We start from the raw sequence: 25,082 nt of genomic DNA on the forward strand, positions 1-25,082 counted from the left end.
GTCGGTGCGCGACGATTCACGTCGAAGTGCGGATGACCCGGGCGCAGAGGTCCGGGTCGTCGCTGAAGGGCACGTGTCCGCAGCCGGGGAGGCTCACGTGCGTGGCGTCCGTCAGGGTCGTCCGGGCTCTTGATGCCTGGGTGCGATGCGGGAGGAGTACGTCGCGGGTGCCCCAGGCGATGGTGACGGGGATCCGGGGGAGGTCTCCCAGGTCGGAGTCCTCGCTCCAGCGGTAGTTCCTGAAGCCGTCGAGCGCGTCGTGGAAGCCTGGGCCGTGGGCGAGTGCGTCCAGGGCGCCTCGCGCTTCGTGGACATCGATGCGCCATGGACGGCCGACCATCGCGGACATCACCAGCGTCCGGACCGGGGCGAGTCGGGTTGCGGCCGAGGCGCCCGGCCAGGTGGTCTGCAAGACGCTGTGCGCGCCTCCGACCAGGGTTCGGCACCACGTCTCTCCGGGGGAGTCCCAGAAACCGATCGGTGAGAACGCCGTCACGGCAGCTGCGTCGCCCCGGCGCCCGAGCTCCAGGGCGATGGCCCCGCCGAGTGAGTTGCCGACGACGTGTGGGCGGGTGAGGCCCAGGTCTGTGGTGAAGTCCCGTAGCCAGGTCGCGTATCCGACCGGGTCGGGGGTGAGGCCGGCCGGCAGCTTGCTGCGCCCGAAACCGGGCAGGTCGATGCTCACCACTTCATGGTCGGCGGCGAGCCGGTCGACGATCGGTTCGAAGACTTGTCGCCGGCTGCCGATGCCGTGGACCAGTACGACGGGTGAGCCGCTGCCCGTTCGGTCGTAGGACGTCGTCACTGGTCGGCGTGGCCGCGCCGCGGCACCATGCTCGAGATGCCCTGCAGCTTGCGGCGGATGTCTCGGCCAGCGACCGCCTGGAAGATCGCGGTGACGGCCCTGGACTTGGTGGCCGAGTACGGGTACCACGCCATCGCCTGGATCAGCGAGAGCTCGACCCGGTTGCTGACCACGGCTCGTGGACGGCAGTACTTGAGTACGGCGTACTCGCCGCCGAGACGCGCGCCGATGCCCGAGTTCTTCCAACCGGCCTGGGGGACCGGGAAGCAGGCGAGGTGTGCCTGCACGTCGTTGACGTCGACCGCGCCGACCTCCAGCCGACGGGCGAGGTCCTTGCCGCGGCCCTTGTCAGCAGTCCACACGCTGGCTGACAGGCCGTAGCGTGAGTCGTTGGCGAGCCGGACCGCCTCGTCGGCGTCCCTGACGGACATGACCGGGATGACCGGGCCGAAGGTCTCGTCGGTCATCACGTCCATGGTGTGATCGACGTGGGTGAGCACCGTCGGCTGGAAGAAGCGCCCGCCCAGCACCCGCTGGCCCCCGGTGCGCAGCCGGGCACCCTTGTCCAGCGCGTCCTGGACGTGCTGCTCGACGATGTCGGCCTGTGCCGGCACGATCATCGGGCCGAGCTCGGTGTCGAAGCCCGGGTCCGCGTTCTGACGCAGGCTCTCGACCACGGCGACCAGCTTGTCGACGAACACGTCATGAACGGCCTCCTCGACGTACACCCTTTCGACGGAGGTGCACATCTGTCCCGTGTTGGACAGGGCGCCGAAGGCGATGCCTGCGGCGGCGTGATCAAGGTCGGCATCAGCGAGGACGATGGCCGGGTCCTTGCCGCCCAATTCGAGGCTGAACGGGATCAGCCTGCCTGCCGCCTGCTGTGCCACGATCCTGCCGGTGCGCTCGGACCCCGTGAACTGGACGAAGTCGACCTCGTCGACAACGGCACTTCCCACGTCACCGGCACCCAGGACGACACGGAACACCGGTGGCGCGCCGATCGCGGACCAGCCGGCCACGGCCGCTTGCACTGCGGACTCGGTGACCTCGGACGGCTTCACCGCCACCGTCGCGCCGGCCAGGAGAGCGGGGATCGCGTCGAACAGGGACAGGGCGAGGGGATAGTTCCACGGGGAGATCACGCCGACCACGGGACAGGGCTTGTACTCGACCTCCAGGGCCTTGGTCGCCGTGAGCAGCCCGTGGGGTCGTGGGCGCCTCGGGGTGAGGAATGTCGATGCTTTGGCGGTGTAGTAGTTGGCCATGTCGACGGCGAGCATCACCTCCAGGGGTGCCTCGGCGGCCGGCTTCCCGGTGTCCTGCTGCACGAGCGCCGACAGTTCGTCGGAATGGTCGAGCAACCAGTCGCGATAGCGCTGGACGACCCTCACCCGGCCCTCGACCCCCAGCTCCTCCCAGGCGGGTTGGGCGGCGCGAAGCTCGGCGACGACGTTGCGTATGTCGACGTTGAGCTTCGACCTGGACCGGCTCGCGGTGGGGGTGCTCATCCTTTCGACTGCTTCTTCGTCGCTGTCTGTCGGCTCCGCGTGGTGGCGAGGTCGAGGTGCTCGGTGCGGTCACGGTAGGCCTGGCGGGCGGATTCGTCGGTGTTGACCCCTGCGTCATGGACGCCCGTGGCGTGCGCCACGAGGTGGCGCAATGCGGCCGGGAGAAGTCGCATCGGCGCCACCATCGCGTTGGCACGGAAGGGCACCAGTCGCAGGCCCCCGTGGTTCTTCTCGACCGATGCCACGATCGCGTTCGAGATGGCTTCGGGCTCCACGAAGGCGATCTTGCGGACCAGCCACGGCTGCTTGACGCCGGCGATCAGCTGGGTGTTGACGTACCCGGGGCAGATCGTCGTCACCGTCACCCCGAGCGGAGAGAGCTCCTGGTCGAGCGCGTCACCGAGCCCCACGACGGCGAACTTGGTGGCGCAGTAGACGGCCACCCCAGGAGCCGCGACGAGCCCGGCGGCCGACGCCACGTTCACGATCTGGCCGTGTCCGCGCTCGGCGAACCGCCGTCCAGCGAGCTTGGAGCCGATGACGACCGCCCGGACGTTGATGTCGATCTGCCGGTCGGAGACACCCTCGGTCTCTTCGAGGAAGGGCCCGGTCGGCATGATGCCCGCGTTGTTGACGAGGACGTCCAGGCCGCCGAGCTCGGCCTCCACCTCGTCGAGGAAGGTGGCGAATGCCGCTGCATCGGTCACGTCCAGGGGGAGTCCGACGACCTTCGCGCCGGTGTCCGACGCGATGGCGGCTGCGGTCTCGGCAACCAGCGTGGCGTCGATGTCGCCGATGACGACCTCATGCCCCTTCGAGGCGAACTCGCGGGCGGTCGCGGCGCCGATGCCCTGGGCGCCGCCGGTGATCGCAATGCGCTTCATGATGCTTCCTTCTCGTTCATGTTCCGGGACTGGCCGACCACGACGTAGTCGGTGAGCTCAACCTGCTTGGTGCGGCGGCGGTACTCGCTCATCAGCCCGGGCCAGTTGTTGGTGACACGACCGTTGCTGTTGACGTACCAGCTCGTACAGCCGCCCTTGGCCCACACCGAGTTCGACAACCGGCCCTGCACCTCTTCGCTGAAGGCGTCGTAGACGTCATGCTTGACGTCGAGGTAGGTGGCACCGGTGCGGTCGAGCTTGCGGACCGCGTCGACGATGTAGCGGGCCTGGCTCTCCAGGATGTAGACGACGGAGCCGCCACCGAAGTTGGTGTTGGGGCCGTACATCAGGAACATGTTGGGGAACGAGCTGATCGCCATTCCCAGGTACGCCGCGGGACCGTCGGCCCACTGGGTGTTCAGGTCGACGCCACCCAGCCCTGACACGGTCATCGGCGTCACGAAGTTCTTGGCCTGGAAGCCTGTCGCGAAGATGATCACGTCGACCTCGTGCTTGACGCCGTCGGCGGTGACGATGCCGCCGGGCGTCACCTCGGTGATGCCGTCCCGGACCACGTCGACGTGGTCCTGAGCCACGGCGGGGTAGTAGCTCGACGACAGCAGGATGCGTTTGCAGCCGATCGTGTAGTCCGGGGTCAGCTTGCGGCGGAGTTCTGGATCCTTGACCTGCAGTCGCAGTTGCGCCTTGGTCGCCAGCAGGATCGGCGCCAGGTAGGCCTCGCGCGCCCGGTTGCTCCAGTTGCCGACGAGGGCCGGGTTCACTGCCTCACCGACCGCCCACCAGGCGCCGCGGAAGGACTTCAGCACGCCCGGGACCTTGCGGTAGGCCCAGTGCTCGGCAGCCCGGTGCCCGTAGTCGGGCTTGGGAATGAGGTACTCCGCGCTGCGCTGGAAGACCGTCAGCTCGCCAGCCACCTTGGCCACCTCGGGCACGAGCTGTACGGCGCTGGCGCCGCTGCCGATGACGGCCACCCGCTTGCCGGTCAGGTCGACGTCGTGGTCCCACTCCGCCGAGTGGAAAACGTTGCCGGTGAAGCTCTCCAGACCTGTCAGGTCGGGCACGGACGGGCGGGTCAGCTGGCCACACGCCGGCACGAACACGTCCGCGTCGTAGGTGCCGCCGTCGGTGTCGGTCAGGAGCCACGACCCCGACTCCTCGTCGAAGACCGCGCTGGCGATCTCGGTCTCGAAGCGGAGGTGCTCGGTCAGCCCGTACTTCTCGACACAGTGCTCGAGGTAGGCACGGATCTCCGGCTGCGGCGCGAACGGCCGCGACCAGCTCGGGTTCGGTTCGAACGAGAAGGAGTAGAGCGACGACGCCACATCGCAGGCGGCGCCCGGATAGGTGTTGTGCCGCCACACCCCGCCCACCCCGGTGGTGCGTTCGAAGATCGTGAAGTCGGTGTAGCCGGCTTGCTTGAGGCCAATGGCCGCAGCCAGGCCGCTGAAGCCGCTGCCGACGATGGCCACCGAAGGTCGTTTGGTCATGCTTCAAGGCTCCCTTCGATCGGGGGCCCTCACTAAACGACTTCCCGCCGCAAACTTGCTCTTTTGCGCCAGCTGTCTGGAATGATCCAGAGGTGCGCGATCGGTGGAGCCTGCCTCGGTCCACCGCCAGCGCAGCGATCCTCGTGGAGCTCGCGGGGGAGTACGGCGTTCCTGCCGGGCCGCTGCTGGCGCACACGGGAATCGAGCTGGATCACCTCGCCGATCCGGAGGGCGAGATCAAGGCCGGCCAGGAGCTGATCCTGGTCCAGGAGCTCGTCGCACGGCTGGGGCACGTCCGTGCCCTCGGTCTGGCCGCGGGCACTCGCTACCACGCGTCCACCCACGGTGTGTGGGGCTGGGCAGTGATCAGCAGCCCGACGGCCCGCCGTGCTCTGGAGGTCGGCGTCCGGTACTCCGAGCTGTCGTTCTCGTTTGCCGACTTTCGACTCGACGACGTCGACGGCAACGTCCACCTGATCCTGGACGACTCCGAGACTCCCGCCGAAGTCCGGGACTTCCTCATGGAACGTGACCTGGCGGCCATCGTCACGATCGCACGGGACCTGCTCGGGGTGAACCTCCCCGTGAAGGAGTTGCATCTCGCCTCGTCCGACCGCGGCTACGGTGACCGTTTCGAACAACTCTGCGCGGCAACCCCGATCTTCGATGCCGATCGGACCAGCCTCGTGCTCGCGGGCGAGGTCCTCGACCTCCCACTGCCGCAGTCGAACCCGCAGACTGCACTCCTGTGTGAGCGACAGTGCGCCGAGGTCCTGCAACGGCGGCACGCCCGGCTGGGCCTGGCAGGCCAGGTGCGCGACCTCCTCGTGCGCCGTGCCGAGATCACCGACCAGGACGATGTCGCCCGTGAGGTCGGCGTCAGCGTCCGGACGCTGCAGCGACAGCTCGCCGACGAGGGCACCTCGTTCCGAGAGCTGGCCGGCGAGGTGAACTGCCTTCTCGCTGAAGAGCTCCTTGGTGCGGGCCTGGCCGTCGAGGACGTGGCCCACCGCCTCGGATACGCCACTGCCTCATCATTGACGCACGCCTACCGGCGCTGGCGAGGGATCACGCCAGGTCAGTACGCACGCGCTGTTCGTGCAGGTCGATGACCTGGGCTCTAGCTGTCGGCTGACCGAGAGAGCCAGAGCTCCAGGAGGTGCTGGCGCGCGGCCCGCCACTCCCGGGTCACGTCGTCCTGGACGAAGGTGAGCATCGCCAGGCCGCGCATCGTCGACATCGTGGTGCTGAGCAGCTTGGTGGCGTCGTGACCTTCACTGACCCACGGGTGGAGCAGCGTGGCTGTTCGGCCGATGGCTTCCATGACGTCTGCCTCGAGACCCTTCAGCGGTACGCGCAGCTCAGGGTCGGTACGGGCAGCGTTCCACAGTTCGATGGCAGCGGCGAAGAGCTCGCTCCGGTGCAGGTCCCACATCTGGTCGAGCATCCGCTCGATCGCGCGACTTCCGCTCAGCGCCTCCCTGTGCTCCCGGGCGAAGTCGGTCACGAGGCGGCTGGCCAGGTGACGGACCGCCGCGGTGACCAGTTCGGCCTTGTTGCCGAAGTGGTGGGCCTGTGCGCCGCGCGTGACACCCGCCCGTTGGGCGATCTCGGCTGTCGTGACGCTGGCATATCCGGTCTCGACGAGGCTGGCGATGGTCGCGTCCAGCAGCGCCGTCCGGGTGGCGGCCGTGCGCTCGGTCTGCTTCCGACGCTGCCGGGTCGCAATTGCTTCGGCCATGAACGTCTCCTTCGTCTGCGTCAGGCTGCGGGTCCATTGTGGGCCATCGGGTCGTCTGCCCAGGACGCCAGCACCTGCGTGGCGGCGACGGGTTCCAACCCATGCGGCGTCCCGCACGGCGTACGGTCGAACCGGGGCGCGGGCGCCGGTTGCGCGAGGCCGTCGACCTCGACGAAGGATTCCCGGGCGCGGTGGTGTCGGTGCGTCGGTGCCTCCCAGGGAGTCAGGACCGGAGTGACGCACGCATCGGTGTCCTCGAAGGCAGCGGCCCACTCAGCGCGGGTCCGTTCCTTGAACTTGTCGGCCAGCAGGGCTCGCCAGCGTGGCCACCCCCGCGGATCGATGTAGGCAGGGAAGTCGTCGTCGACCTCGATCTCGAGGATCGCCTCGAGGATCGCGAAGAACTGGGGTTCGAGCGCTCCCACGGCGACGTACTTGCCGTCGGAGGTCTCGAACGTGTCGTAGATCGAGCCACCGTCCAGCAGGTTCGAGCCGCGCTCGTCGCCCCAGGTGCCGTCGTGGTGCAGGCCGTGGAACAGCGAGGTGAGCAGTGAGACGCCGTCGACGATCGCGGCGTCGACGACCTGGCCGCGGCCGGAGGCCTGTCGTTCCACCAGAGCGGCGAGGATCCCGAATGCCATCAGCAGTCCACCACCTGCCATGTCGCCGAGGAGCGCTGCCGGCGGCACCGGCGGTGACTCGGCACGTCCGACCATCGAGAGCGCACCGGCGAGCGCGAGGTAGTTGATGTCGTGCCCGGCCCGGGGAGCGAGCGGTCCGTCCTGCCCCCAGCCCGTGATCCGCGCGTACACGAGTCGCGGGTTCGCGCTCAGCAACGCCTCGGGGCCAAGGCCGAGCCGCTCCGTCACGCCCGGCCGGTAGGGATCGATGAGTACGTCGGCGGAACGGACGAGGGCCAGCAGGGTCTGGAGGTCGTCGGCGTCCTTCACATCCAGTTCGACCTTGCGCTTGCCGCGGTCGAGTGGGCCCGAGGGGGCCGTGATTGCGCCCTGTGGCCGATCGATCCGCACCACGTCGGCACCGAGGTCGGCGAGCAGCATCGCTCCGAACGGGCCAGGTGCCAGTCCGATCAGCTCCACCACCCGGATGCCAGCGAGGGGGCCGCCACGGTTCACCGGGTCGCCTCGGCGTACATCGTGTCGATGGCGTCGGCGTACTTCTTGTGGATGGGCTTGCGCCGCAGCTTCATGGTCGGCGTCAGCTCGTCTCCAGCGGGTTCCCACACGACCGGAAGCACGACGTACTCGCGGACCTGTTCGACCCGGGCCAGCTTGTCGTTGGCTGCGGCGATGCCCGCAGCGACCGCCTCGAGGACGGCGGGGTGTTCGGCCATCTCGGCGATACCGTCCACCGTCAGGCCCTGGCTGGTCGTGAAGGCTTCAACCGCCTCCGCGTCCAGCGTCAGCAGGGCCGCCACGAAAGGCCGGTCGTCACCGATCGCGACGACCGACCCGAGCAGCGGGCAGGCCATCTTGACGGTGTTCTCGATGTGGCTCGGCGACATGTTCTTGCCAGCCGAGTTGATGATGAGCTCCTTCTTGCGATCAATGATCCGCACGAAGCCGTCCTCGTCGATCGTCCCGACGTCGCCGGTGTGCATCCAGCCATCGATCACGGCTTCGGCGGTCCTGGCGGGCTCGCCTCGATAGCCCTTCATGACGTTGGGCCCCCTGACGAGCAGTTCTCCGTCGTCGGCCACCTTGATCTCCTGACCGTCGAGCACCTGGCCAACCGTGCCCAGGCGAATGTTGTCGTGTCGGTTCAAGGTCGCCACGGCGGTCAGCTCGGACATCCCCCAGGCCTCGCAGAGCGGGATCCCGAGGGAGAGGACGAACTCCATCGCCTCGGGCGCGATCGGTGCGGCGCCGGTGACGGCGAAGGTGCACCGGTCCAGTCCGAGCTTGGCGGCGACCTTGTCGAGGACCAGCCGCCGCGCCACGGCGTACTGCAACGCGTGGAGGGGGGAGAGGCGCCGATGGGCCAGCTGGGCCCGGGCTGCGCGTTGCCCACGCGCCAGCGCCCACTCGGCGAGCACCTTGCGAGGACCACTCTGGGACGCGAGTCCGGTGTCGATGGAGGCCTTGAGCTTGTACCAGAGCATCGGGACGCTCACGAAGATCGTGGGGCGCACGGTGGTGAGTGCTTCCAGCAGCTCCTTGGAGTTGGCAACCGTGGTCACCTCGGCTCCGGACGCCATCGGGAAGTAGTGCGCCAGGTAGCGGTTGAGCGCGTGGGCGTCGGGCAGGTAGGAGATCAGGCGGGTGTCCTCGGACTGCGGCATCAGCTGCCTGGCTGCGTCGAGGGAGTACCGGAGGTTGGCGTGGGTCAGCTCGACGCCCTTCGGGGGGCCCGTGGTGCCCGAGGTGTAGATCAGTGTCGCGACGTCGTCCGGCTCGACCGCCCGCCACGTGGCATCGAAGTCGAAGTCCTCGTCGCTGGCGCCAAGCTCCTCGAGAGCGCTCAGCGACATCGTCCCTTCCGGAGCCCCATCGACACAGATCACGTGCTCCACCTTGGAGCTGGGAATCGCCTCCAGGATCCGGTTGAGGAACTGCTCCTCACACACGACGACGCGGTTGCCGGCGTTGTCGAGCAGGTGGCGGATCATGTCGACGGTGTTCGTGTTGTAGCCGGAGAACGGCGTCGCGCCCACGTGCAGCGCTGCGGCGTCGACCACGTGGAACTCCGGTCGGTTGACCAGCATCAGCCCGACGGTGTCGCCGCGGCCCACGCCGAGCGCGGCCAGTCCGGCCGCCACCCGGCGCACGCGGGCGCCGTACTCGGCCCAGGTGAGGGTCGACGAGCCATCGAGCGTCCGGAGGGCGACCTTGTCCGGGCGTGCAGCGGCGGTCTCCTGGAAGAGAGCGCACAGGGTGGTGTTCATCGGGTACCTCAGCTCGCTGTGTCGGCCACGGCGGCCGGCATGGTGGTGGACAGGATCGTGTCGATGACGAGTTGGGGTTCGTCGTGCATGGGGACGTGACCCGCTCCTGGGAGCGGGGAGAAGCGGGCATCGACGAGCAGGTCGCGCGCCGCGTGGCCAAACCGCGACAACGGCAGCACCCGGTCACGATCGCCCCACGCGATCGTGACCGGCGTGCCGGGGCATTCGAGGACTGGGGCGAGGTCTCCTGACCGGAGCACGCCGGCCATCAGGCGTAGCACGAACCGGCTGTTCGCTCGCCGTGCGCGAGCGAGACGGACGAAGTCCTCGGAAGAAAGAAGGTCCCCGCGCTGCATCACGGGCAACAGGCCGATCCGGCGCGCGGGACGGTAGCGCTCGAGCACGGCCGTCGGTAGCGGCAACTGCATCGCACTCAGACCGCATCCGAGCTTGGCGGCCAGAAACAGCGCGGTTGACGAGCCACGCCAGGCCCCGGGAGGGCTGAAGGCGGTGACACTCGTGGCTCGTCCGCGGCGCCCGAGTTCGACGGCGACGAGTGCGCCGAGAGAGTTCCCGGCGACGTGCGTCGTCGCGATCCCCATCACGTCGAGCTGACGTTCGACGGCATCGGCCAGGACGCCCAGGTCGAGAGGACCGGGGCAGGGCGGACCGCCGACATGACCGGGAAGGGTCGGTGCGAAGACCCGGTGGTGGGCGCTAAGCGCCGGCAGGACCGGCTTCCAGATGTGCCAGGAGGACACGGAGGGGTGCAGGAGAAGCAGGGGCTCTCCGGTGCCGCCGATCCAGTGGTCGTAGTCCGCCACGGTTGGTCCCCTCACTTGGTCATCTAAGCGTTACATACATGCCGGACGGAATGTTAATGGTCCGGCGACAGGATCGGCAAGGCCGTCGGAAATCGCGGGAGTCCATCCGTGTGACCTGCATCACTACTTAACATACGTGCTTGACGGTATGTAAGTAGAGGATGCAGTCTTTCCCCACCCCACTCCCCAGAACGGAGAACCAAGATGAGTTCCATCGGCAAGACCGGCGGCAAGGCGACGAAGAAGGTCTACGTCGTCGGCGTCGGCATGACCAAGTTCGAGAAGCCCGGGCGTCGCGAGGCCTGGGACTACCCGCAGATGGCCAAGGAGTCGGGGACGCGCGCCCTTGAGGACGCCGGCGTCGATTACAGCCAGATCGAGCAGGCTTTCGTCGGCTACGTCTACGGCGAGTCGACCGCCGGTCACCGGGCGGCGTACGAACTCGGCCTCACGGGCATCCCGATCTTCAACGTCAACAGCAACTGCTCGACCGGCTCGAGCGCGCTCTACCTGGCTGCCCAGGCGATCCGCTACGGGCAGTCGGATGTGACCCTCGCCCTCGGCTTCGAGAAGATGCAGCCGGGCTCGCTCGGCACCACCTTCAACGACCGCGAGCAGCCGATGGGCAACCACATGCAGGCGCTCGCGGAGATCTCCGAGGTCCGCTTCCCGCCCGCCCCGTGGATGTTCGGTGCCGCCGGCCGCGAGCACATGGAGAAGTACGGCTCCACCGCTGAGCACTTCGCCAAGATCGGCTACAAGAACCACAAGCACTCGGTGAACAACCCCTACGCGCAGTTCCAGACCGAGTACTCGCTCCAGGAGATCCTGGACGCCCCGATGATCTACGACCCGCTGACCAAGCTGCAGTGCTCGCCGACCTCCGACGGGTCCGGCGCCGCGGTGCTCGCCAGCGAGGAGTACGTCGACAAGCACGGGTTGGCCGACCAGGCCGTCGAGATCGTGGGCCAGGCGCTCACCACTGACTTCGCCTCGACCTTCGACGGCACCGTGAAGAACATCATCGGCTACGACATGAACGTCCAGGCCGCCAAGCAGGCCTACGAGCAGGCCGGCCTCGGCGCCGATGACATCCAGGTGATCGAGCTGCACGACTGCTTCTCTGCCAACGAATTCCTGCTCTACGAAGCGCTCGGCCTTTGCGGCGAGGGCGAAGCCGGAAAGCTCGTCGACAACGACGACACGACCTACGGCGGTCGCTGGGTCGTGAATCCCTCCGGTGGCCTGATCTCGAAGGGGCACCCGCTCGGCGCCACCGGCCTGGCGCAGTGTGCCGAGCTCACTTGGCAGCTGCGCGGGACCGCGGACAAGCGCCAGGTCGACAACGTCACCGCCGCTCTCCAGCACAACATCGGCCTCGGCGGTTCCGCCGTGGTCTCCATCTACCAGCGCGCCAACCGCTGACCACCCATCTCACTTAGGAGCACCTCATGGGACACATCACCGTCACGCAGGACCTGCCCGTCGCCTCGGACAAGCTCTGGGCCGCCATCTCCGACCCGCAGACGTGGGAAGCATGGCTGACCATCCACGCCGGCTGGCTCGAGGAGCCGCCGGCCACCCTGACCGAGGGCGCCAAGCTCGTCGAGAAGGTCGTCATGCTCGGCATGGCCAACAAGCTGGAGTGGACCGTCACGAAGGTCGACGCCGGCCGCGAGCTCGCGATCAACGGCGTCGGCATGGCCGGTGTGACGAGCAGCTTCGCCTTCACGCTCGAGCCGAACGGCGAGAGCACCAAGGTCTCGATCGACGCCGAGTTCCAGGGCTCGCTCATCGTCGGTGCGCTCGGCAAGGCCGTCGAGAAGGACGCCAACCAGAACCTGTCCGACAGCCTCGAGAAGCTCGTCGCGGCGGCGGCCTGAGATGGCTGACAGCGTCGAGTTCGATGACGCCGGCCTTGGCGTCTGGACCGATCCCGAGACCTTCGAGGTCACTGCCGAGCGGATCGCGGCGTACGCCGAAGCCACCAACGACCCGATCGCAGCCCACCGTGCAGGCGAGGTGGCCAGCCCGGTCTTCGCGATCGTCCCCGTCTTCGAGTCGATGCTCGCGCCCGTCCTGGACGTGGTCCCGACGCGCTACTTCGGGCTCGCGGTGCACGGTGAGCAGGACTTCCACTTCCACCGGGCGATCCGACCGGGCGACGTGTTGGTCTCGCGTGCCCGGATGACCGGCTACGAGGGATTGCCCAACGGGACTCGCGCCGCGATTCACCTGGAGTGCCGCAACGAGGAGGGCGAGCTCGTCAACGAGCAGTTCGCGACCGTCTTCTTCCGCGGCATCGATGCCGGGGAAGCGGTCGGTGACCTCACGCCCGCGCACAAGTTCGACGCGGCCCTGCGCGACAAGGAGCCCGCCGCATCGATTGGTGGGCACGTCGATGACGACCAGACGTTCCGTTACTCACCGGCGTCCGGCGACCCGATGCCGATCCACCTCGACGAGCAGGTGGCCCTGGACAGTGGCCTTCCGGGGATCATCGCCCACGGCCTGTGCACGATGGCGTTCGCTTCGTGGGCCGTGCTGAGCGAGGTCGGCGAGTCCGACACCACACGCCTTCGCCGGCTCGCGGTGCGCTTCTCGAAGATGGTCCGCCCCGGCGACGACCTGACCACGCGCATGTGGGAGACCGGCACCGCGGACGGCGTCACGTCGTACGCCTTCGAAACCAGCGTCGGCGACGACGTCGTACTCACCGACGGCCTCGCCGAGTTCGACAACAAGGAGTAGAACCATGGGATCACTGGATGGACGGGTTGCCGTCATCACCGGAGCAGGCCGCGGCATCGGCCGCGAGCACGCGCTCCTGTTCGCCCGCGAGGGTGCCTTCGTCGTGGTCAACGACCTCGGCGGCAGCAACGAGGGCGGTGGTGCGGACGCTGGTCCGGCCCAGCAGGTCGTCGACGAGATCGAGGCCGCCGGCGGCAAGGCCGTCGCCAACACCGACAACGTGGCCAGCTGGGACGGCGCCAAGGGCCTCATTGACCAGGCGGTCGCGGAGTTCGGTCGTCTCGACGTCGTCGTCAACAACGCCGGCATCCTGCGCGACGGGTTCATCCCGACGATGGAGGAGTCCCAGTGGGACTCGGTCATCCAGGTGCACCTGAAGGGTCACTTCTCGGTGCTGCGTCACGCCGCCGAGTACTGGAAGGCCGAGAGCAAGGGCGGCCGGCAACCGCTGGCGTCGGTCATCAACACCGCGTCGGGCTCCGGCATCACGCTGCCCAACGCCGGCCAGTCCAACTACGGAGCGGCGAAGGCGGCCATTGCGGCGCTGACGCTGGTCGCGGCCGACGAGCTGGAGCGGTACGGCGTCCGGGTCAACGCGATCGCACCGGTGGCTCGCACCCGGCTCACCGAGGCCACGCCCGGCTTCGGCGACATCATGCGCTCAACCATCGAGGAAGGCGTGGTGGACCCGTTCCACCCCGCGAACATCTCACCGCTGGTCGCCTACCTCGCCGGTGCGGACTGCCCGCAGACCGGGCAGGTCTACGCCGTGCAGGGCGGCAGCATCCAGGAGCTCGCCGGCTGGACGGTCACCAAGACGACCGAGACCGACGACGCGTGGACGATCGACGACGTGCGCGGCCGCCTCGACGAGTGGGCGTGACGAGGTGATCGCCTGGTCCGAGAACGATCTCGCGATCCGCGAGGCTGTGCGGGACTTCATCGACAAGGAGGTCAGGCCGCACATCGACCAGCTCGAGACCGGCCAGCTGCCGCCGTACGACGTGATCCGCAAGCTGTTCGCGGCCTTCGGCGTCGACGCGATGGCCAGTGATGCCGTGGCCAAGATGCTCGCCAAGGAGCGGAGCAGGGCCGCCGGCGAGGAGCGGCCGGCTGCAGCGAAGTCCGACGGAGGCGGCCTCGAGGGCGTCGAGTCGATGGCTGCCATCGTCATCAGCGAGCTCGCCGGCGTCACGCTCGGCACGGTGGCGTCGATCGGGGTCTCGCTCGGGCTCACGGTGGCGACGATCGCGAGCAAGGGCACCCTGGAGCAGAAGGAGCGCTGGCTCCCCAAGCTCGTCACGTTCGAGCACGTCGGGGCCTGGGCGATCACCGAGCCGGACTCCGGTTCGGACGCGCTCGGCGGCATGAAGACGTACGTCCGCCGCGACGGCGAGGACTACATCCTCAACGGGCAGAAGACGTTCATCACGAACGGCCCTGACGCGGACGTGATCGTGGTCTACGCCAAGCTCGAAGAAGGCGCTGACGACAAGCGCTCCCGACCGGTGCTGAGCTTCGTGCTCGACACGGGCATGGAGGGCCTCCACCAGGGCAAGGCGTTCAAGAAGATGGGGATGATGTCGTCCCCGACGGGCGAGCTCTTCTTCGACAACGTCCGGCTCGGCCCCGAGCGGTTGCTCGGTGGCATCCCGTCGCAGGGTGGCGGCGACAACCGCGAAAGCGTCAAGGCGAGCTTCGCCCACGAGCGGATGGGCATCGCGATGCTCGCGCTGGGCATCATCAACGAGTGCCAGCGGTTGTCCGTCGACTACGCGCGCACCCGTGAGCTGTGGGGCAAGCCGATCGGTGACCTCCAGCTGATCCAGCTGAAGCTGGCCAGGATGGAGGTCGCACGGATCAACGTGCAGAACATGGTGTTCTCCGCTCTCGAGCACATCCGAGCCGGCAAGACGCCGACGCTCACCGAGGCATCCGCGATGAAGCTCTACTCCTCCGAGGCGGCCTGCGAGGTCGCGATGGACGCGGTGCAGCTCTTCGGTGGCAACGGCTACATGGCTGAGTACCGCGTCGAGCAACTGGCACGGGACGCCAAGTCGCTGATGATCTACGCCGGCAGCAACGAGATCCAGGTCACCCACGTCGCCAAGGGACTGCTCGCCGGTCGCTGACCGGCCGGGCGAAGGGGGAGAACATGGCTGCGATTCGGTCGGTCGCGATGGCAGGAACGTTGGGCCGTCCGCTGGTGCCGGTGGGGGAGTTCTTTGCCTTCACGCTCCAGGTGCTGCGCGCCATGTTCGACCGTCCGTTCCAGGTGCGGGAGTTCTTCGACCAGGCCTGGTTCGTCACCCGGGTGTCGCTGCTTCCGACCTGCGCGATCACGATTCCGTTCGGGGCGGTCCTCTCGATGCAGATCGGGTCCCTGTTCAACCAGCTCGGCGCCAAGTCCTTCACCGGCGCGGTGGCGGTCACCGGCATCGTCCAGCAGGCGGCACCGATCGCCACCGTCGTGATCATTGCCGGCGCCGCCGGGACCGCGGTCGCGGCGGACCTCGGGTCACGCAAGATCCGGGAGGAGCTGGACGCGCTCGAGGTGCTGGGCATCTCGCCGATCCAGCGGCTCGTCGTCCCCCGGGTGCTGGCGATGGCCTTCGTGGCGACGTTGCTCAACGGGATCGCCACGGCTGTCGGTACGGCCGGCGGGTACGGCTTCAACGTCCTGGTGCAGGGCGGCTCGCCGGGCGCGTACCTGCAGGCCTTCACCGCGCTGGCGCAGCTGCCCGACCTGTGGATCGGCGAGTTCAAGGCGTTCATCTTCGGTGCGCTCGCCGGCATCGTCGCGTGCCATCAGGGCATGCGAGCCAAGGGTGGACCTCAAGGGGTCGGCAACGCGGTCAATCAGTCCGTGGTGATCTCCTTCGTGCTGCTCTTCGTCGCGAACACCGTCCTGACCCTCGTCTACTTCCAGCTCGTTCCTCCGAAGGGGCTGTGATGGCCAACCAATTGATCGAACGGGCGCAGCGTTCCTGGCGCTCGACCTACAGCGGCCTCTCCGAGCTGGGCGACCAGGTGGCGTTCTACGGCCGAAGCCTCAGGTCGGTTCCCTACGCCCTGGTGCACTACCGCAAGGAGGTCATGCGGCTGTTGGCCGAGGTCGCCTTCGGCCGCGGGGCGCTGGTCCTGGTTGCCGGCACCTTCGGGATCATGATCTTCGAGGTTCTGGCGGTCGGCAGCGTGGTGGGCCTGGTCGGTTACCAGGGACTTCGCCAGGTCGGCATCGAGCCGTACGTCGGCTTCCTCTCGGCGTACTTCAACACCCGCGAGGTTGCGCCGCTCATCGCGTCCAACGCGCTGGTGGCGACGGTCGGAGCGGGGTTCACCGCCCAGCTCGGCGCGATGCGGATCAGCGAGGAGATCGACGCCGTCGAGGTGATGGCCATTCCGTCGGTGCCTTACCTGGTCAGCACCCGCGTCGTCGCGGCATTCATCGCGGTCATCCCCCTGTACCTGATCGGACTGATCGGCACCTACGCCGCGACCCAGGCCGTGTCGATCCACTACTACGGACTGACCGGTGGCACCTACGACCACTACTTCACCTTGTTCCTGCCGCCGATCGACGTCCTCTACTCCTTCGGCAAGGTGCTCGTCTTCGCGGTGATCCTCACCCTGGTCTGTTGCTACTACGGCTACTCCGCCTCCGGCGGGCCGGCCGGCGTCGGCACGGCCGTCGGGCGCGCCGTTCGCATGTCGCTGGTGATGATCGTGATCGCCGACTTCTTCCTGAGCCTGGCCCTGTGGGGATCCACCACCACGGTCCGGATAGCGGGCTGATGATGCGCAAACACTCCAGGCCGCTCCTGGGCGTCGGCTATCTCCTGGTGATCGCCTCGCTCGTGCTGGGCAGCATCCTGATCTATCGCAAGGACATGCCCTGGCAGGGCAGCGTCGCAGTCGAGCTGACGACGGCCGACGCCGGCCTCGAGCTGAACCCACTCTCCGACGTCAAGCTGCAAGGAGCACGGGTCGGCGAGGTGCGCAGCATCACCTCGGACGGCGACAACGCGGTCGTGGAGCTTGCCCTCGATCCCGAGACCATCGACCTGATTCCCGCCAACGTCGATGCCCGGATCGTCCCGAAGACCCTCTTCGGGGAGAAGTACGTCGACCTCGTGGTGCCGTCCGACGCGAGTGCCGCACGGATTGCCGAGGGCGACCGGATCACCCAGTCCCGTACGTCGGTCGAGCTCGGCGAGCTCTTCGGGCGCCTGGTGCCGATCCTGCGCACCCTCGCACCCGAGAAGGTGTCGCTCGTGCTCGGATCGCTCGCCGAGGCACTCGAAGGCAGGGGCGACGACCTCGCCGCGAGTGCGGTGCAGCTCGACAAGCTGCTCGACCGCGTCAACCCGAGTCTCGACACGCTCACCCACGATCTCGTCCAGCTCGCGGCGACCGCCGATCGATACGCCGACAGTGCCCCGGAACTGCTGCGCATCCTCGACAACGCGGCGGCGACCAGCCGCGACCTGCTCATCCCCAAGGAGAAGGAGTTCGGCGACTTCCTCGACACGGTCATCAGCACGGCGACGATCGGCGCCACCGTTCTGCGAGAGAACACGGAGCGTCTTGTGACACTGTCCGGTCGGGCGCGGCCCGTGCTTGCCCTGCTGGACGCCTACTCCGCTGCTCTGCCGTGCACGTTGCAGGCGCTGCACGTGATCGGTGACCTCGGGACCCACACCACCGGTGCCCGTGGTCCGTTCGTCAACCTGCGTGTCGACCTCGTCACCAAGAGGCAGCCGTACCGAAATCCCGAGGACCTTCCGAGCAATCCGGGAAGTGACGCCCACGTGAGCAACCTGCACCGCTACGTGCCTTCGTGGAAGCCGCACTGCCCGGACCTTCCGAAGCGTCTCGACGGGCTGGAACCGGCGGAGCTGTTCAGCCAGCCGGGTCCGTCCGCCGTGCCCCCGGCCCGTGGTGGCCGCGCCGTCGAGGAGGCCCCCGATCCTGCTGTCCAGGAGGCGCGGGACGCCCTCGCCAGAGTGTTGGCGGCACAGGCTCTGCGGTTGCCCCAGAACGACGTGCCGGGCTACGTGCCGTTGCTGATGGCGCCGCTGCTCCACGGTGGACAGGTGGACGTCCGATGAGCGCGACCACCCGCAGCCGGATCCCGTCCTCGTTCTACAAGGTCACCGTCTTCACGGCCGTCACCGTGTTGGTGATCGGGCTGCTCGCCACCCTGATCGGGAACATCTCGTTTGCTCCTTCCCGGTCCTACACCGCGCTGTTCACCGATGCGACGGGTGTCTACGCCGGTGACCGGGTCCGGCTGTCCGGGGTGGCGGTGGGTCGGGTCGAGTCGCTCGAACTGGTCGTTGACGACGGCCGATCGCTGGCGAAGCTCACGTTCTCCGTCGAGGAGTCCGTCCCGATCTACCCCGATGCGAAGCTGCAGCTGCGCTACGAGAACATCGTCGGGCAGCGCTACCTCGCGGTCATCGAGGAGCCGGGCCACCGCCCCGAGATGGGCACGGGGAAGACCTTCCCGGTCGAGCAGACCACCCCCGCTCTCAACCTCACCCAGCTCTTCAACGGATTCCAGCCACTCTTCCGGGCACTTGAGCCCGCCGACGTCAACAAGCTGTCGTTCGAGCTGGTCCGCGCCTTCCAGGGGGAGTCCGCGAACCTGGGTTCGCTGATGCGGGACACTGCCCAGCTCACGACCACGATCGCCAACAAGGAGAAGGTGATCGGCAGCGTCGTCGACAACCTCAACGTGGTGCTCGAGACCGTCGCCCTGCGCGACAAGAAACTCACGGGGCTGATCGTCCAGTTCCGCAACCTGATGCAGGGTCTGGCGTCGGACAAGGCTGAGATCGAGGCCAGCCTCCCCGACCTGGCCGGTCTGCTGGACACGACCTCGGGGTTCATCAAGGACGTACGCGGGCCACTGCGGGCCGACGTACGTGCGCTGGGCTCGATCGCTGAGCAGCTGGCCGCGGATCGCGGCGACCTGGATGCCTCGCTCAAGCGCCTGCCGCGAACGATGCGGACCCAGGCCCGGACGGGTTCGTACGGATCCTTCTTCAACTTCTACGTGTGTGGCATCGACATCCAGCTGAAGCTCCTGGGCAGTACGACGTCGTTGCGCACACCCAGCATCGTCGCCAACGAGCGTGACACCGCCTGTGCGGGAGGAGACGTCCGATGAAGCCCGCAACCGAGCGCAACCCGGTCATCGTCGCCGTACTGGGGCTGACCGCGATCGCGCTCCTGATGGCGCTGGCGATGAACTTCCAGCGCCTGCCCCTTGTGGGCGGCGGCACGACCTACCGCGCGGAGTTCGCCGATGCGTCAGGGTTGGTGAAGGGCGAGGAGGTACGCGTTGCGGGGATCAAGGTGGGGGCGGTCACCGCGATCACCCTCGTCGACTCGCACGTCGAGGTCGAGTTCCGCGTCGAAGGCGTCGAGCTGGGAGACCGGACCACAGCAGCGATCGAGATCAAGACCCTGCTCGGGCAGCACCACCTCAGCCTCGACCCGGCCGGCTCCCGTCCCCTGGCCGAACGCGACGTGATCCCCCTCGCCCGCACGACCACCCCGCTCGACATCGTGCCGGTGTTCCAGGAGCTCACCGAGAAGACCCAGGAGATCGACACCGACCAGGTGGCCAATGCCTTCGATGCCATCTCGGCGGTGCTGGAGGAGACGGCGCCGGAGCTGACCGGGACCCTCACGGGTCTTTCACAGCTCTCGCGGGTCATCTCGAGCCGCGACGAAGAGCTCCGAACGCTCTTCGCCCGTGCGGACCTGGTCACCGGAGTCGTCGCCTCGCGCGACGAGGAGATCGGGCAGTTGCTGCGCGCCTCGAACAGCGTGCTCGGAGTCCTGTCCCGGCGCCGGGGCGAGATCGCGAAGGTCATCGACGGCACGTCGACCCTGGCCCGCCAGCTGCGGGGGCTCGTGGCCGACAACGAGGCGGCCCTGCGGCCGGCGTTGAAGGACCTCAACAACGTGCTCGCCGTCCTGCGGAAGAACCGAGACGAGCTGGACGAGACCCTCAAGTGGACTGCGGTCTACGCCCGCGAGTTCACCAACGTCGGTGGCAGCGGGCACTGGTTCGACGCGAGCATCAAGGTGCCGCGCGGGTTCGCGGTCTGCAACAACGACACCAGCCCCCTCGGCCGGCTGCTGGGCGCGGCGCTCAGCCAGACCAACGAGGCGATCAACAAGAGCACCACACCCTGCCTGCCACTGGGACCGGCCAGCGGGAAGACCTCTGAGGACGGAGCGCCGTGATGACCAACCGCAACCGTCGCGCAGGGGCCCTGCTGGTGCTCGCCGCCGTCGCCGTCGCGTTCGTGTCGACGGGGAACAGCGACGAGAAGAGGCACCTGACCGCCATCTTCCCCAGCACGACCAGTCTCTACGAGGGCGCGCAGGTCAAGGTGCTGGGCGTCAGGGTCGGCACCGTCGACGCCATCGAGGTCCAGGGGACCGAGGTCGAGGTCGAGATCTCCTATGACCCGGAGGTGAAGCTGCCTGACGACGTGCACGCGCTCGTCGTACCTCCGTCGATCGTCGGCGACCGCTTCGTGCAGCTCGCGCCGGTGTGGAACCGGGGAGACGCCGTGCTGGCCGACGATGCGCAGCTCGACCGCACGCGTACCGCCGTACCGCTCGAGCTCGACGACGTCTACCGGGGCCTCAACAACCTCACGGGTGCCCTTGGCCCGAAAGGGGCCAACAAGGACGGAGCGCTCTCTCGGCTGATCCGGGCGTCGTCCACGGCCCTCGACGGCAACGGTCGCCTGGTGAACACGACCATCCGTGACCTGGCCAGTGCCCTGTCCACCCTCGCCGCTGGCCAGGGCGACATCCAGTCGACCGTGACCAACGCCGACAAGCTCGCCGCGACGCTCGCCGGAAACGACGAACAGGTGGCCGCACTGGTTCGGAACCTGGCGTTGGTGAGCACCCAGCTCAATGGCCAGCGCGATGACATCGCAGCAGCCTCGAAGGACCTGGCCCGCGCGCTCAAGACAGTGGGCCGGTTCACCCGCACGAATCGCCAGGAACTCACGACCACCATCGCCGGGCTGCGGGACGTGACGACCGTGCTGACCGGCCGCGAGGCGGAACTCGCCGAGATCGTCGACCTGGCCCCGGTCGGCCTGGTGAACCTCCTGAACATCTACGAACCGGTCAACTGGGACCCCACGCACCCCGAGCTCACCGTGCCGGACGGCCGCACGGGCTCCGCATCGCTACGCGCTGCGTTGTTCAACGACCTCGACATCCAGCTGGCCCACACCTTCGGGGTCCTGTGCGCAAGCCTCCCCACCGGACAGGCAGCCCAGCTCGCGGGGCTCTGCCAGGCGCTCAACTCCGCGGGTGGCGACATCGGCAGCCTGTTGATGGCCATCCTCGAACGCGGTACGACGCCCGTCGCTTCAGTTCCCGGAGGCGACTCGCTCGCCGGGTTGCTGGGAGGTCCTCGATGAGGAACTCGATCCGGGCTTCCCTGGGTGTCCTCGCTGCTGGCAGCCTCCTGCTCGGCGGCTGTGGCTTCAGCGGAGCCAAGGACCTGCCGTTGCCGGGCGCGGTCGGCGGGGAGGACACCTACCGGGTGTCGATGATCTTCACCGACGCGACGAACCTCGTGCCCAAGGAGACCTGCCGAGCCAACGACACGATCGTGGGCAGCGTCGAGTCCGTCGAGCTCGACGAGGACCTGCGTGCCGAGGTGGTGTGCGTCATCCGCGACACCGTCACGTTGCCGGCCAACACCGTTGCGACCCTGCGCGAGACCAGCCTCCTCGGTGAACGATTCGTGTCCCTCGACCCACCGACAGGAGAGCAGGGACTGGGCGCATTGAGCGCGGACGCCGTCGTTCCCGAGTCGTCGACTCGGGTGGACCCCAATGCCGAGATGGTGCTGGGAGCACTGTCGCAGCTCCTCAACGGTGGCAGCCTGGGCACGGTCCAGACGATCAGTCAGGAGCTGAGCACCGCCCTCGAGGGCTCCGACTTCGCCGAGACGACCCGTCAGCTGCGGGTCCTGGTGCAGCACCTCAACGGACGTCGTGGTGACATCACTGCGTCCCTGGACGCGATCGACAGCTTGGCCAGCCGCCTGGCTGACCAGCGCACGGTGCTGGCCGCCGCGCTTGACTCGGTCCCGGACGGGCTCGCCGTGCTGGATCGCCAACGACCCCAGCTGACGCGGACCCTCAAGACGCTCGCCCGCCTCTCCCGCGTCGCCGTACCGCTCATCGAGCGCAGCAAGGCCAACACGGTGGCGGACCTCGAACACCTCAAGCCGGTCCTCAGGCAGCTCTCGACGGTTGGGGACGAACTCGCGCTGTCGCTCGAGCGGTTCGCGAGCTTCCCGTTCCCCAACACGTTCCTCGCGACGGCGAAGGGCGACTACGCGGGGATGTACGGCAGCCTCACCCTGGACCTGGATTCGCTGGCCCCGCTGCTCGCCCCGAGCGGGGCGCGGGCCGCCGCGCCCCCTGCGGAGGTGCCCGGTGACGCACCGCCGCCATCCCTGCTCGATGGCCTGCTGGGCAACCTGCTCGGCCAGACCGTGCTCCCCGGGCTGTCTTCGCTGCTGCCGTTGGGTGGTGCCGGCCGATGATGTCGAACCTCACCAAGGCGCAGCTGCTCGCGTTCGTGGTCGTCACGGTGTCCGCCCTGGTCTACGGGGCGATCACGCTCTTCGACTTCGGTTCCATCGTGCGCCCGCCGTACCAGGTCGAGGTGCAGTTCACCGCGCCCGGCGGGATTCACCCGCGAGCCGACGTCGACCTGCTCGGCACCCGCGTCGGCAAGGTCGTCGAGGTCCGGCCGGGGCCGGACAGCGCGACCACCGTGGTGGTCGCGATCGATCAGGACGTCAGGATCTCGACCGACGTCGACGCGACGATCAGCAGCAAGTCCGCGATCGGTGAGCCCTACGTCGCACTGACGCCGCGCTCGGCCGACGGACCGATGCTCGCCGACGGCGACACCATCTCGTTGGAGCGGACGACGGCGCCGCCCGACTTCGCGGAGCTGCTCAAAAACGCAGCCGGTCTTGCCGAATCCATCCCGCTCCGCGACCTGGCCACGACACTGGACGAGCTGGCGCTCGCTGTCGACGGAGTGGGGCCCGATCTCGGCCGACTCATCGACAGCTCCCACACGATCACCGAAGCGAGCCTCGACAACGTCGAGAGCCTGATCAGCCTGATCGACAATGCCCGGACCGTGCTCGACACCCAGGTCGAGGTCGGACCCGAGACCACGGTCTACCTGCAGGAGCTGGCCGGGCTCACCGACCGGCTCCGAGAGCTCGACCCGACGTTCGAGCAGGTCTTCGCCAACGGGATCACCGCCGGCACCGAGGTGACGAACCTGCTCAGTGCCAATCAGGACGCGATCCCGGTGCTCCTCAACAACCTGCTCACACTCACCGCGGTCGCCTCCGACCGGGTCCCGGCACTTCGAAAGACACTCACCGTCTTCCCCTGGGTGCTGGAGATCGGGGCCAACGGCGTCCGGTACTGCGACGAGTACGACGAGCGCACTGGTGCCGCCGTCGAGAGCACGTGCCACTACGACGAGAACGGCGACCCGGTCTACGCGGCCTACCTTGCGCTCCAGCTTCCTGAGCTCCCGGGCTCGCCGCCCTACCAGACCTGCACCAAGGGCTACGAGGGGACGCAGCGCTACCTTCCGGACGGGACGAAGGTGGGCGGGGGAGCGCGCCAGGGCATGGACAGCGAGCCGAACCCGGACGCTGGCTGCAGTGCTTCTCCCACGGACCCGTTCAGCCCCAACGTCCGTGGTGCACAGAACGCACACCAGCGCGCCGGCGACGGTCTCAACCGTCCGGGGACTGCCCTGCTCAATCCGACCAGTGGTGTCCTCGCGACACCCGACGGGTCCTACCGCCTGACCAACCTGACCGCCGGCCCGCCGCCGGCCGGACGCGAGGGGCTGGCGTGGTTGCTCGTCCAGCCGCTCGCAGGAGAGGAGTGATTCGATGATGGCCATTGACGAGATCGAGAAGGACGACCAGGTCGAGGAGGTCGAGTCGACCAGCCGGAGGCTCCGGGCCTGGCGAGAGCCGGGGAACCTGGTGATCGCGGTGCTGGTCGCGGTGATGCTCGCGCTCCTCGGTACGTCGGCATACCTCTGGCAGGACCGACGGACCGACCTGGACCAGGGTGTCGTCGAGGTGGCGCGCGAGCACGCTGAGCTCTTCTTCAGCCTGGACCACCGCGACCCCGACCGGAGCATCGACAAGATGCTGGCGTTGTCGACCGCTGACTTCAAGAAGAGCTACGCGGCCCGCCGGGACCAGGTGGTCGCGCAACTGAAGGAGAAGGAGGTCGTGGCGACCGCGAACGTGCCCGAGGACGGCGCGGCCATCGAGTTCCTCGACGACACGCACGCCCAGGTCCTGGTGGCGCTCAACGTCACGACCGCATCACGATCCCAGGGATCCGAGGACCAGCGTTATCGCGCCCGGATCGAGCTGGCGCGGGTCGACGGATCATGGCTCGTCTCCGCAATCAACCAGGTGGGCTGACCGATGACACGACGAATGCTGAGCGCAGTCCTGGGCGTCCTGGTGATCGCCGCCGGTGCCCTCACGATCCATCTCGCGACCAGACCCGAACCAGCCTCGGTCCGCCCCGAGGTCGACGCCGACGGTGTCTACCGCCCGGGCTCGCTTCCCGGTGACGTCGCTGAGGACGCCGTCCAAGCGGCGGTCCTCGCGGCGCAGAAGTCACTGTCCTACGACTACCGCACTCTGGACGAAGGGCTGGCCGACGCCACCGAACTCATGACCGACGACTTCCGTGCCGAGTTCAGCGAGGTGTTCGAGGCCACCGCGCGACCGAGTGCGCTGGAGAGCAAGGCCGTGACCCGAACGCTCGTTCGGGGCGGCGGGCTGGTCCGCGTCGAGGACGACGACCACGCCGTGTCCCTGGTGTACGTCGACCAGGTACTGGTCGACTCGACGACCATGAAGAAGAAGGAACAGCCGTTGACAGTGAGCCAGAACCGGGTCCTCGTCGGTCTCCAACTCACCGACGGCAAGTGGCTGGTCGACTCGATCGAGCCATTCTGAGGGCTGGGTGGCGACCAGGTCCGGGCTCTGGTGGTGCTCGTGCTCCGACTGGCCGGGTGTGC

At 68.1% G+C, this 25,082-nt stretch carries 24 protein-coding genes; 16 read left to right on the forward strand and 8 right to left on the reverse strand.

Annotated features, from left to right (window positions below; all coding sequences use genetic code 11):
• Window positions 1-16: 16 nt before the first annotated feature.
• Genes ASD84_RS23025 through ASD84_RS23040 form a run of 4 tightly spaced genes read right to left on the reverse strand, consistent with a single transcriptional unit; the run spans window position 17 to window position 4,708 of the window.
• A complete protein-coding gene (locus tag ASD84_RS23025; RefSeq protein ID WP_056716315.1) occupies window positions 17-805 on the reverse strand; it encodes an alpha/beta fold hydrolase in 789 nt (262 codons plus the stop codon).
• Entirely contained in the window at window positions 802-2,316 is a 1,515-nt protein-coding gene (locus ASD84_RS23030) for an aldehyde dehydrogenase family protein (RefSeq protein ID WP_056716318.1), read from the reverse strand. Before ASD84_RS23030 ends, ASD84_RS23025 begins: the two co-directional genes overlap by 4 nt.
• Entirely contained in the window at window positions 2,313-3,200 is an 888-nt protein-coding gene (locus ASD84_RS23035) for an SDR family NAD(P)-dependent oxidoreductase (protein WP_056716320.1), read from the reverse strand. Before ASD84_RS23035 ends, ASD84_RS23030 begins: the two co-directional genes overlap by 4 nt.
• A complete protein-coding gene (locus ASD84_RS23040; protein WP_056716323.1) occupies window positions 3,197-4,708 on the reverse strand; it encodes a flavin-containing monooxygenase in 1,512 nt (503 codons plus the stop codon). Before ASD84_RS23040 ends, ASD84_RS23035 begins: the two co-directional genes overlap by 4 nt.
• Window positions 4,709-4,800: 92 nt before the next feature.
• Here ASD84_RS23040 and ASD84_RS23045 point away from each other — a divergent pair, with 92 nt between their 5' ends.
• Window positions 4,801-5,820 (forward strand): AraC family transcriptional regulator, encoded by a 1,020-nt coding sequence (locus tag ASD84_RS23045; RefSeq protein ID WP_056716326.1) that lies wholly within the window; start codon window positions 4,801-4,803, stop codon window positions 5,818-5,820.
• Between the two features lie 8 nt (window positions 5,821-5,828).
• On the opposite strand, the gene ASD84_RS26060 is transcribed toward ASD84_RS23045, so the two are convergent.
• Genes ASD84_RS26060 through ASD84_RS23065 form a run of 4 tightly spaced genes read right to left on the reverse strand, consistent with a single transcriptional unit; the run spans window position 5,829 to window position 10,178 of the window.
• Entirely contained in the window at window positions 5,829-6,449 is a 621-nt protein-coding gene (locus ASD84_RS26060; RefSeq protein ID WP_056716328.1) for a TetR/AcrR family transcriptional regulator, read from the reverse strand.
• A gap of 20 nt (window positions 6,450-6,469) precedes the next feature.
• Window positions 6,470-7,585, reverse strand: a complete 1,116-nt coding sequence (locus tag ASD84_RS23055) for a CaiB/BaiF CoA transferase family protein (protein WP_056716331.1) — start codon at window positions 7,583-7,585, stop codon at window positions 6,470-6,472.
• Window positions 7,582-9,354 carry an AMP-dependent synthetase/ligase gene (locus ASD84_RS23060; RefSeq protein WP_056716333.1) on the reverse strand — a complete coding sequence of 591 codons (1,773 nt, stop codon included), beginning with the start codon at window positions 9,352-9,354 and terminating at the stop codon, window positions 7,582-7,584. The genes ASD84_RS23055 and ASD84_RS23060 overlap by 4 nt, the downstream gene beginning before the upstream one ends.
• An 8-nt stretch (window positions 9,355-9,362) precedes the next feature.
• The gene (locus ASD84_RS23065; protein ID WP_056716336.1) at window positions 9,363-10,178 is read right to left on the reverse strand and encodes an alpha/beta fold hydrolase; all 816 of its coding nucleotides are present in this window, start codon (window positions 10,176-10,178) and stop codon (window positions 9,363-9,365) included.
• Between the two features lie 204 nt (window positions 10,179-10,382).
• Here ASD84_RS23065 and ASD84_RS23070 point away from each other — a divergent pair, with 204 nt between their 5' ends.
• The 15 genes from ASD84_RS23070 to ASD84_RS23140 are packed head-to-tail and all read left to right on the forward strand — an operon-like array spanning window position 10,383 to window position 25,020.
• A complete protein-coding gene (locus ASD84_RS23070) occupies window positions 10,383-11,603 on the forward strand; it encodes a lipid-transfer protein (protein ID WP_056716338.1) in 1,221 nt (406 codons plus the stop codon).
• A 26-nt stretch (window positions 11,604-11,629) separates the two neighbouring features.
• Window positions 11,630-12,061, forward strand: a complete 432-nt coding sequence (locus ASD84_RS23075) for an SRPBCC family protein (protein WP_056716341.1) — start codon at window positions 11,630-11,632, stop codon at window positions 12,059-12,061.
• A gap of 1 nt (window position 12,062) precedes the next feature.
• Entirely contained in the window at window positions 12,063-12,929 is an 867-nt protein-coding gene (locus tag ASD84_RS23080; protein ID WP_056716344.1) for a MaoC/PaaZ C-terminal domain-containing protein, read from the forward strand.
• Window positions 12,930-12,933: 4 nt separating this feature from the next.
• The gene (locus ASD84_RS23085; RefSeq protein ID WP_056716347.1) at window positions 12,934-13,812 is read left to right on the forward strand and encodes an SDR family oxidoreductase; all 879 of its coding nucleotides are present in this window, start codon (window positions 12,934-12,936) and stop codon (window positions 13,810-13,812) included.
• A gap of 4 nt (window positions 13,813-13,816) precedes the next feature.
• A complete protein-coding gene (locus ASD84_RS23090; RefSeq protein WP_056716349.1) occupies window positions 13,817-15,061 on the forward strand; it encodes an acyl-CoA dehydrogenase family protein in 1,245 nt (414 codons plus the stop codon).
• Between the two features lie 23 nt (window positions 15,062-15,084).
• The gene (locus tag ASD84_RS23095) at window positions 15,085-15,882 is read left to right on the forward strand and encodes an MlaE family ABC transporter permease (protein ID WP_056716352.1); all 798 of its coding nucleotides are present in this window, start codon (window positions 15,085-15,087) and stop codon (window positions 15,880-15,882) included.
• Window positions 15,882-16,724, forward strand: coding sequence for an MlaE family ABC transporter permease (locus ASD84_RS23100; protein ID WP_056716354.1), 843 nt, complete (start codon window positions 15,882-15,884; stop codon window positions 16,722-16,724). Before ASD84_RS23095 ends, ASD84_RS23100 begins: the two co-directional genes overlap by 1 nt.
• Window positions 16,724-18,040 (forward strand): MCE family protein, encoded by a 1,317-nt coding sequence (locus ASD84_RS23105; protein ID WP_056716358.1) that lies wholly within the window; start codon window positions 16,724-16,726, stop codon window positions 18,038-18,040. The genes ASD84_RS23100 and ASD84_RS23105 overlap by 1 nt, the downstream gene beginning before the upstream one ends.
• Window positions 18,037-19,104 (forward strand): MCE family protein, encoded by a 1,068-nt coding sequence (locus ASD84_RS23110; protein ID WP_056716362.1) that lies wholly within the window; start codon window positions 18,037-18,039, stop codon window positions 19,102-19,104. The genes ASD84_RS23105 and ASD84_RS23110 overlap by 4 nt, the downstream gene beginning before the upstream one ends.
• Window positions 19,101-20,192 carry an MCE family protein gene (locus tag ASD84_RS23115; RefSeq protein ID WP_056716365.1) on the forward strand — a complete coding sequence of 364 codons (1,092 nt, stop codon included), beginning with the start codon at window positions 19,101-19,103 and terminating at the stop codon, window positions 20,190-20,192. The genes ASD84_RS23110 and ASD84_RS23115 overlap by 4 nt, the downstream gene beginning before the upstream one ends.
• Complete coding sequence (locus tag ASD84_RS23120; protein WP_056716368.1) at window positions 20,192-21,397, forward strand: MCE family protein; 1,206 nt, start codon at window positions 20,192-20,194, stop codon at window positions 21,395-21,397. Before ASD84_RS23115 ends, ASD84_RS23120 begins: the two co-directional genes overlap by 1 nt.
• Entirely contained in the window at window positions 21,394-22,536 is a 1,143-nt protein-coding gene (locus ASD84_RS23125; RefSeq protein WP_056716371.1) for an MCE family protein, read from the forward strand. The genes ASD84_RS23120 and ASD84_RS23125 overlap by 4 nt, the downstream gene beginning before the upstream one ends.
• Window positions 22,533-23,921 carry an MCE family protein gene (locus tag ASD84_RS23130; RefSeq protein WP_056716374.1) on the forward strand — a complete coding sequence of 463 codons (1,389 nt, stop codon included), beginning with the start codon at window positions 22,533-22,535 and terminating at the stop codon, window positions 23,919-23,921. The genes ASD84_RS23125 and ASD84_RS23130 overlap by 4 nt, the downstream gene beginning before the upstream one ends.
• Window positions 23,922-23,925: 4 nt before the next feature.
• Window positions 23,926-24,474: a hypothetical protein gene (locus ASD84_RS23135; RefSeq protein ID WP_056716375.1), complete on the forward strand. Its 549-nt coding sequence runs from the start codon at window positions 23,926-23,928 to the stop codon at window positions 24,472-24,474.
• Between the two features lie 15 nt (window positions 24,475-24,489).
• Window positions 24,490-25,020 (forward strand): hypothetical protein, encoded by a 531-nt coding sequence (locus ASD84_RS23140; protein ID WP_056716378.1) that lies wholly within the window; start codon window positions 24,490-24,492, stop codon window positions 25,018-25,020.
• Window positions 25,021-25,082: the final 62 nt, after the last annotated feature.

This window comes from Nocardioides sp. Root682 (genome assembly GCF_001427795.1).
Classification (GTDB): Bacteria; Actinomycetota; Actinomycetes; order Propionibacteriales; family Nocardioidaceae; genus Nocardioides.

Excerpts from the sequence above, each read along its gene's own strand:
- ASD84_RS23030 (WP_056716318.1), bottom strand. The coding sequence starts at position 2,316 with ATGAGCACCCCCACCGCGAGCCGGTCCAGGTCGAAGCTCAACGTCGAC.
- ASD84_RS23035 (WP_056716320.1), bottom strand. The coding sequence starts at position 3,200 with ATGAAGCGCATTGCGATCACCGGCGGCGCCCAGGGCATCGGCGCCGCG.
- ASD84_RS23040 (WP_056716323.1), bottom strand. The coding sequence starts at position 4,708 with ATGACCAAACGACCTTCGGTGGCCATCGTCGGCAGCGGCTTCAGCGGC.
- ASD84_RS26060 (WP_056716328.1), bottom strand. The coding sequence starts at position 6,449 with ATGGCCGAAGCAATTGCGACCCGGCAGCGTCGGAAGCAGACCGAGCGC.
- ASD84_RS23060 (WP_056716333.1), bottom strand. The coding sequence starts at position 9,354 with ATGAACACCACCCTGTGCGCTCTCTTCCAGGAGACCGCCGCTGCACGC.
- ASD84_RS23070 (WP_056716338.1), top strand. The coding sequence starts at position 10,383 with ATGAGTTCCATCGGCAAGACCGGCGGCAAGGCGACGAAGAAGGTCTAC.
- ASD84_RS23075 (WP_056716341.1), top strand. The coding sequence starts at position 11,630 with ATGGGACACATCACCGTCACGCAGGACCTGCCCGTCGCCTCGGACAAG.
- ASD84_RS23080 (WP_056716344.1), top strand. The coding sequence starts at position 12,063 with ATGGCTGACAGCGTCGAGTTCGATGACGCCGGCCTTGGCGTCTGGACC.
- ASD84_RS23085 (WP_056716347.1), top strand. The coding sequence starts at position 12,934 with ATGGGATCACTGGATGGACGGGTTGCCGTCATCACCGGAGCAGGCCGC.
- ASD84_RS23095 (WP_056716352.1), top strand. The coding sequence starts at position 15,085 with ATGGCTGCGATTCGGTCGGTCGCGATGGCAGGAACGTTGGGCCGTCCG.
- ASD84_RS23100 (WP_056716354.1), top strand. The coding sequence starts at position 15,882 with ATGGCCAACCAATTGATCGAACGGGCGCAGCGTTCCTGGCGCTCGACC.
- ASD84_RS23105 (WP_056716358.1), top strand. The coding sequence starts at position 16,724 with ATGATGCGCAAACACTCCAGGCCGCTCCTGGGCGTCGGCTATCTCCTG.
- ASD84_RS23110 (WP_056716362.1), top strand. The coding sequence starts at position 18,037 with ATGAGCGCGACCACCCGCAGCCGGATCCCGTCCTCGTTCTACAAGGTC.
- ASD84_RS23115 (WP_056716365.1), top strand. The coding sequence starts at position 19,101 with ATGAAGCCCGCAACCGAGCGCAACCCGGTCATCGTCGCCGTACTGGGG.
- ASD84_RS23120 (WP_056716368.1), top strand. The coding sequence starts at position 20,192 with ATGACCAACCGCAACCGTCGCGCAGGGGCCCTGCTGGTGCTCGCCGCC.
- ASD84_RS23125 (WP_056716371.1), top strand. The coding sequence starts at position 21,394 with ATGAGGAACTCGATCCGGGCTTCCCTGGGTGTCCTCGCTGCTGGCAGC.
- ASD84_RS23130 (WP_056716374.1), top strand. The coding sequence starts at position 22,533 with ATGATGTCGAACCTCACCAAGGCGCAGCTGCTCGCGTTCGTGGTCGTC.
- ASD84_RS23135 (WP_056716375.1), top strand. The coding sequence starts at position 23,926 with ATGATGGCCATTGACGAGATCGAGAAGGACGACCAGGTCGAGGAGGTC.
- ASD84_RS23140 (WP_056716378.1), top strand. The coding sequence starts at position 24,490 with ATGCTGAGCGCAGTCCTGGGCGTCCTGGTGATCGCCGCCGGTGCCCTC.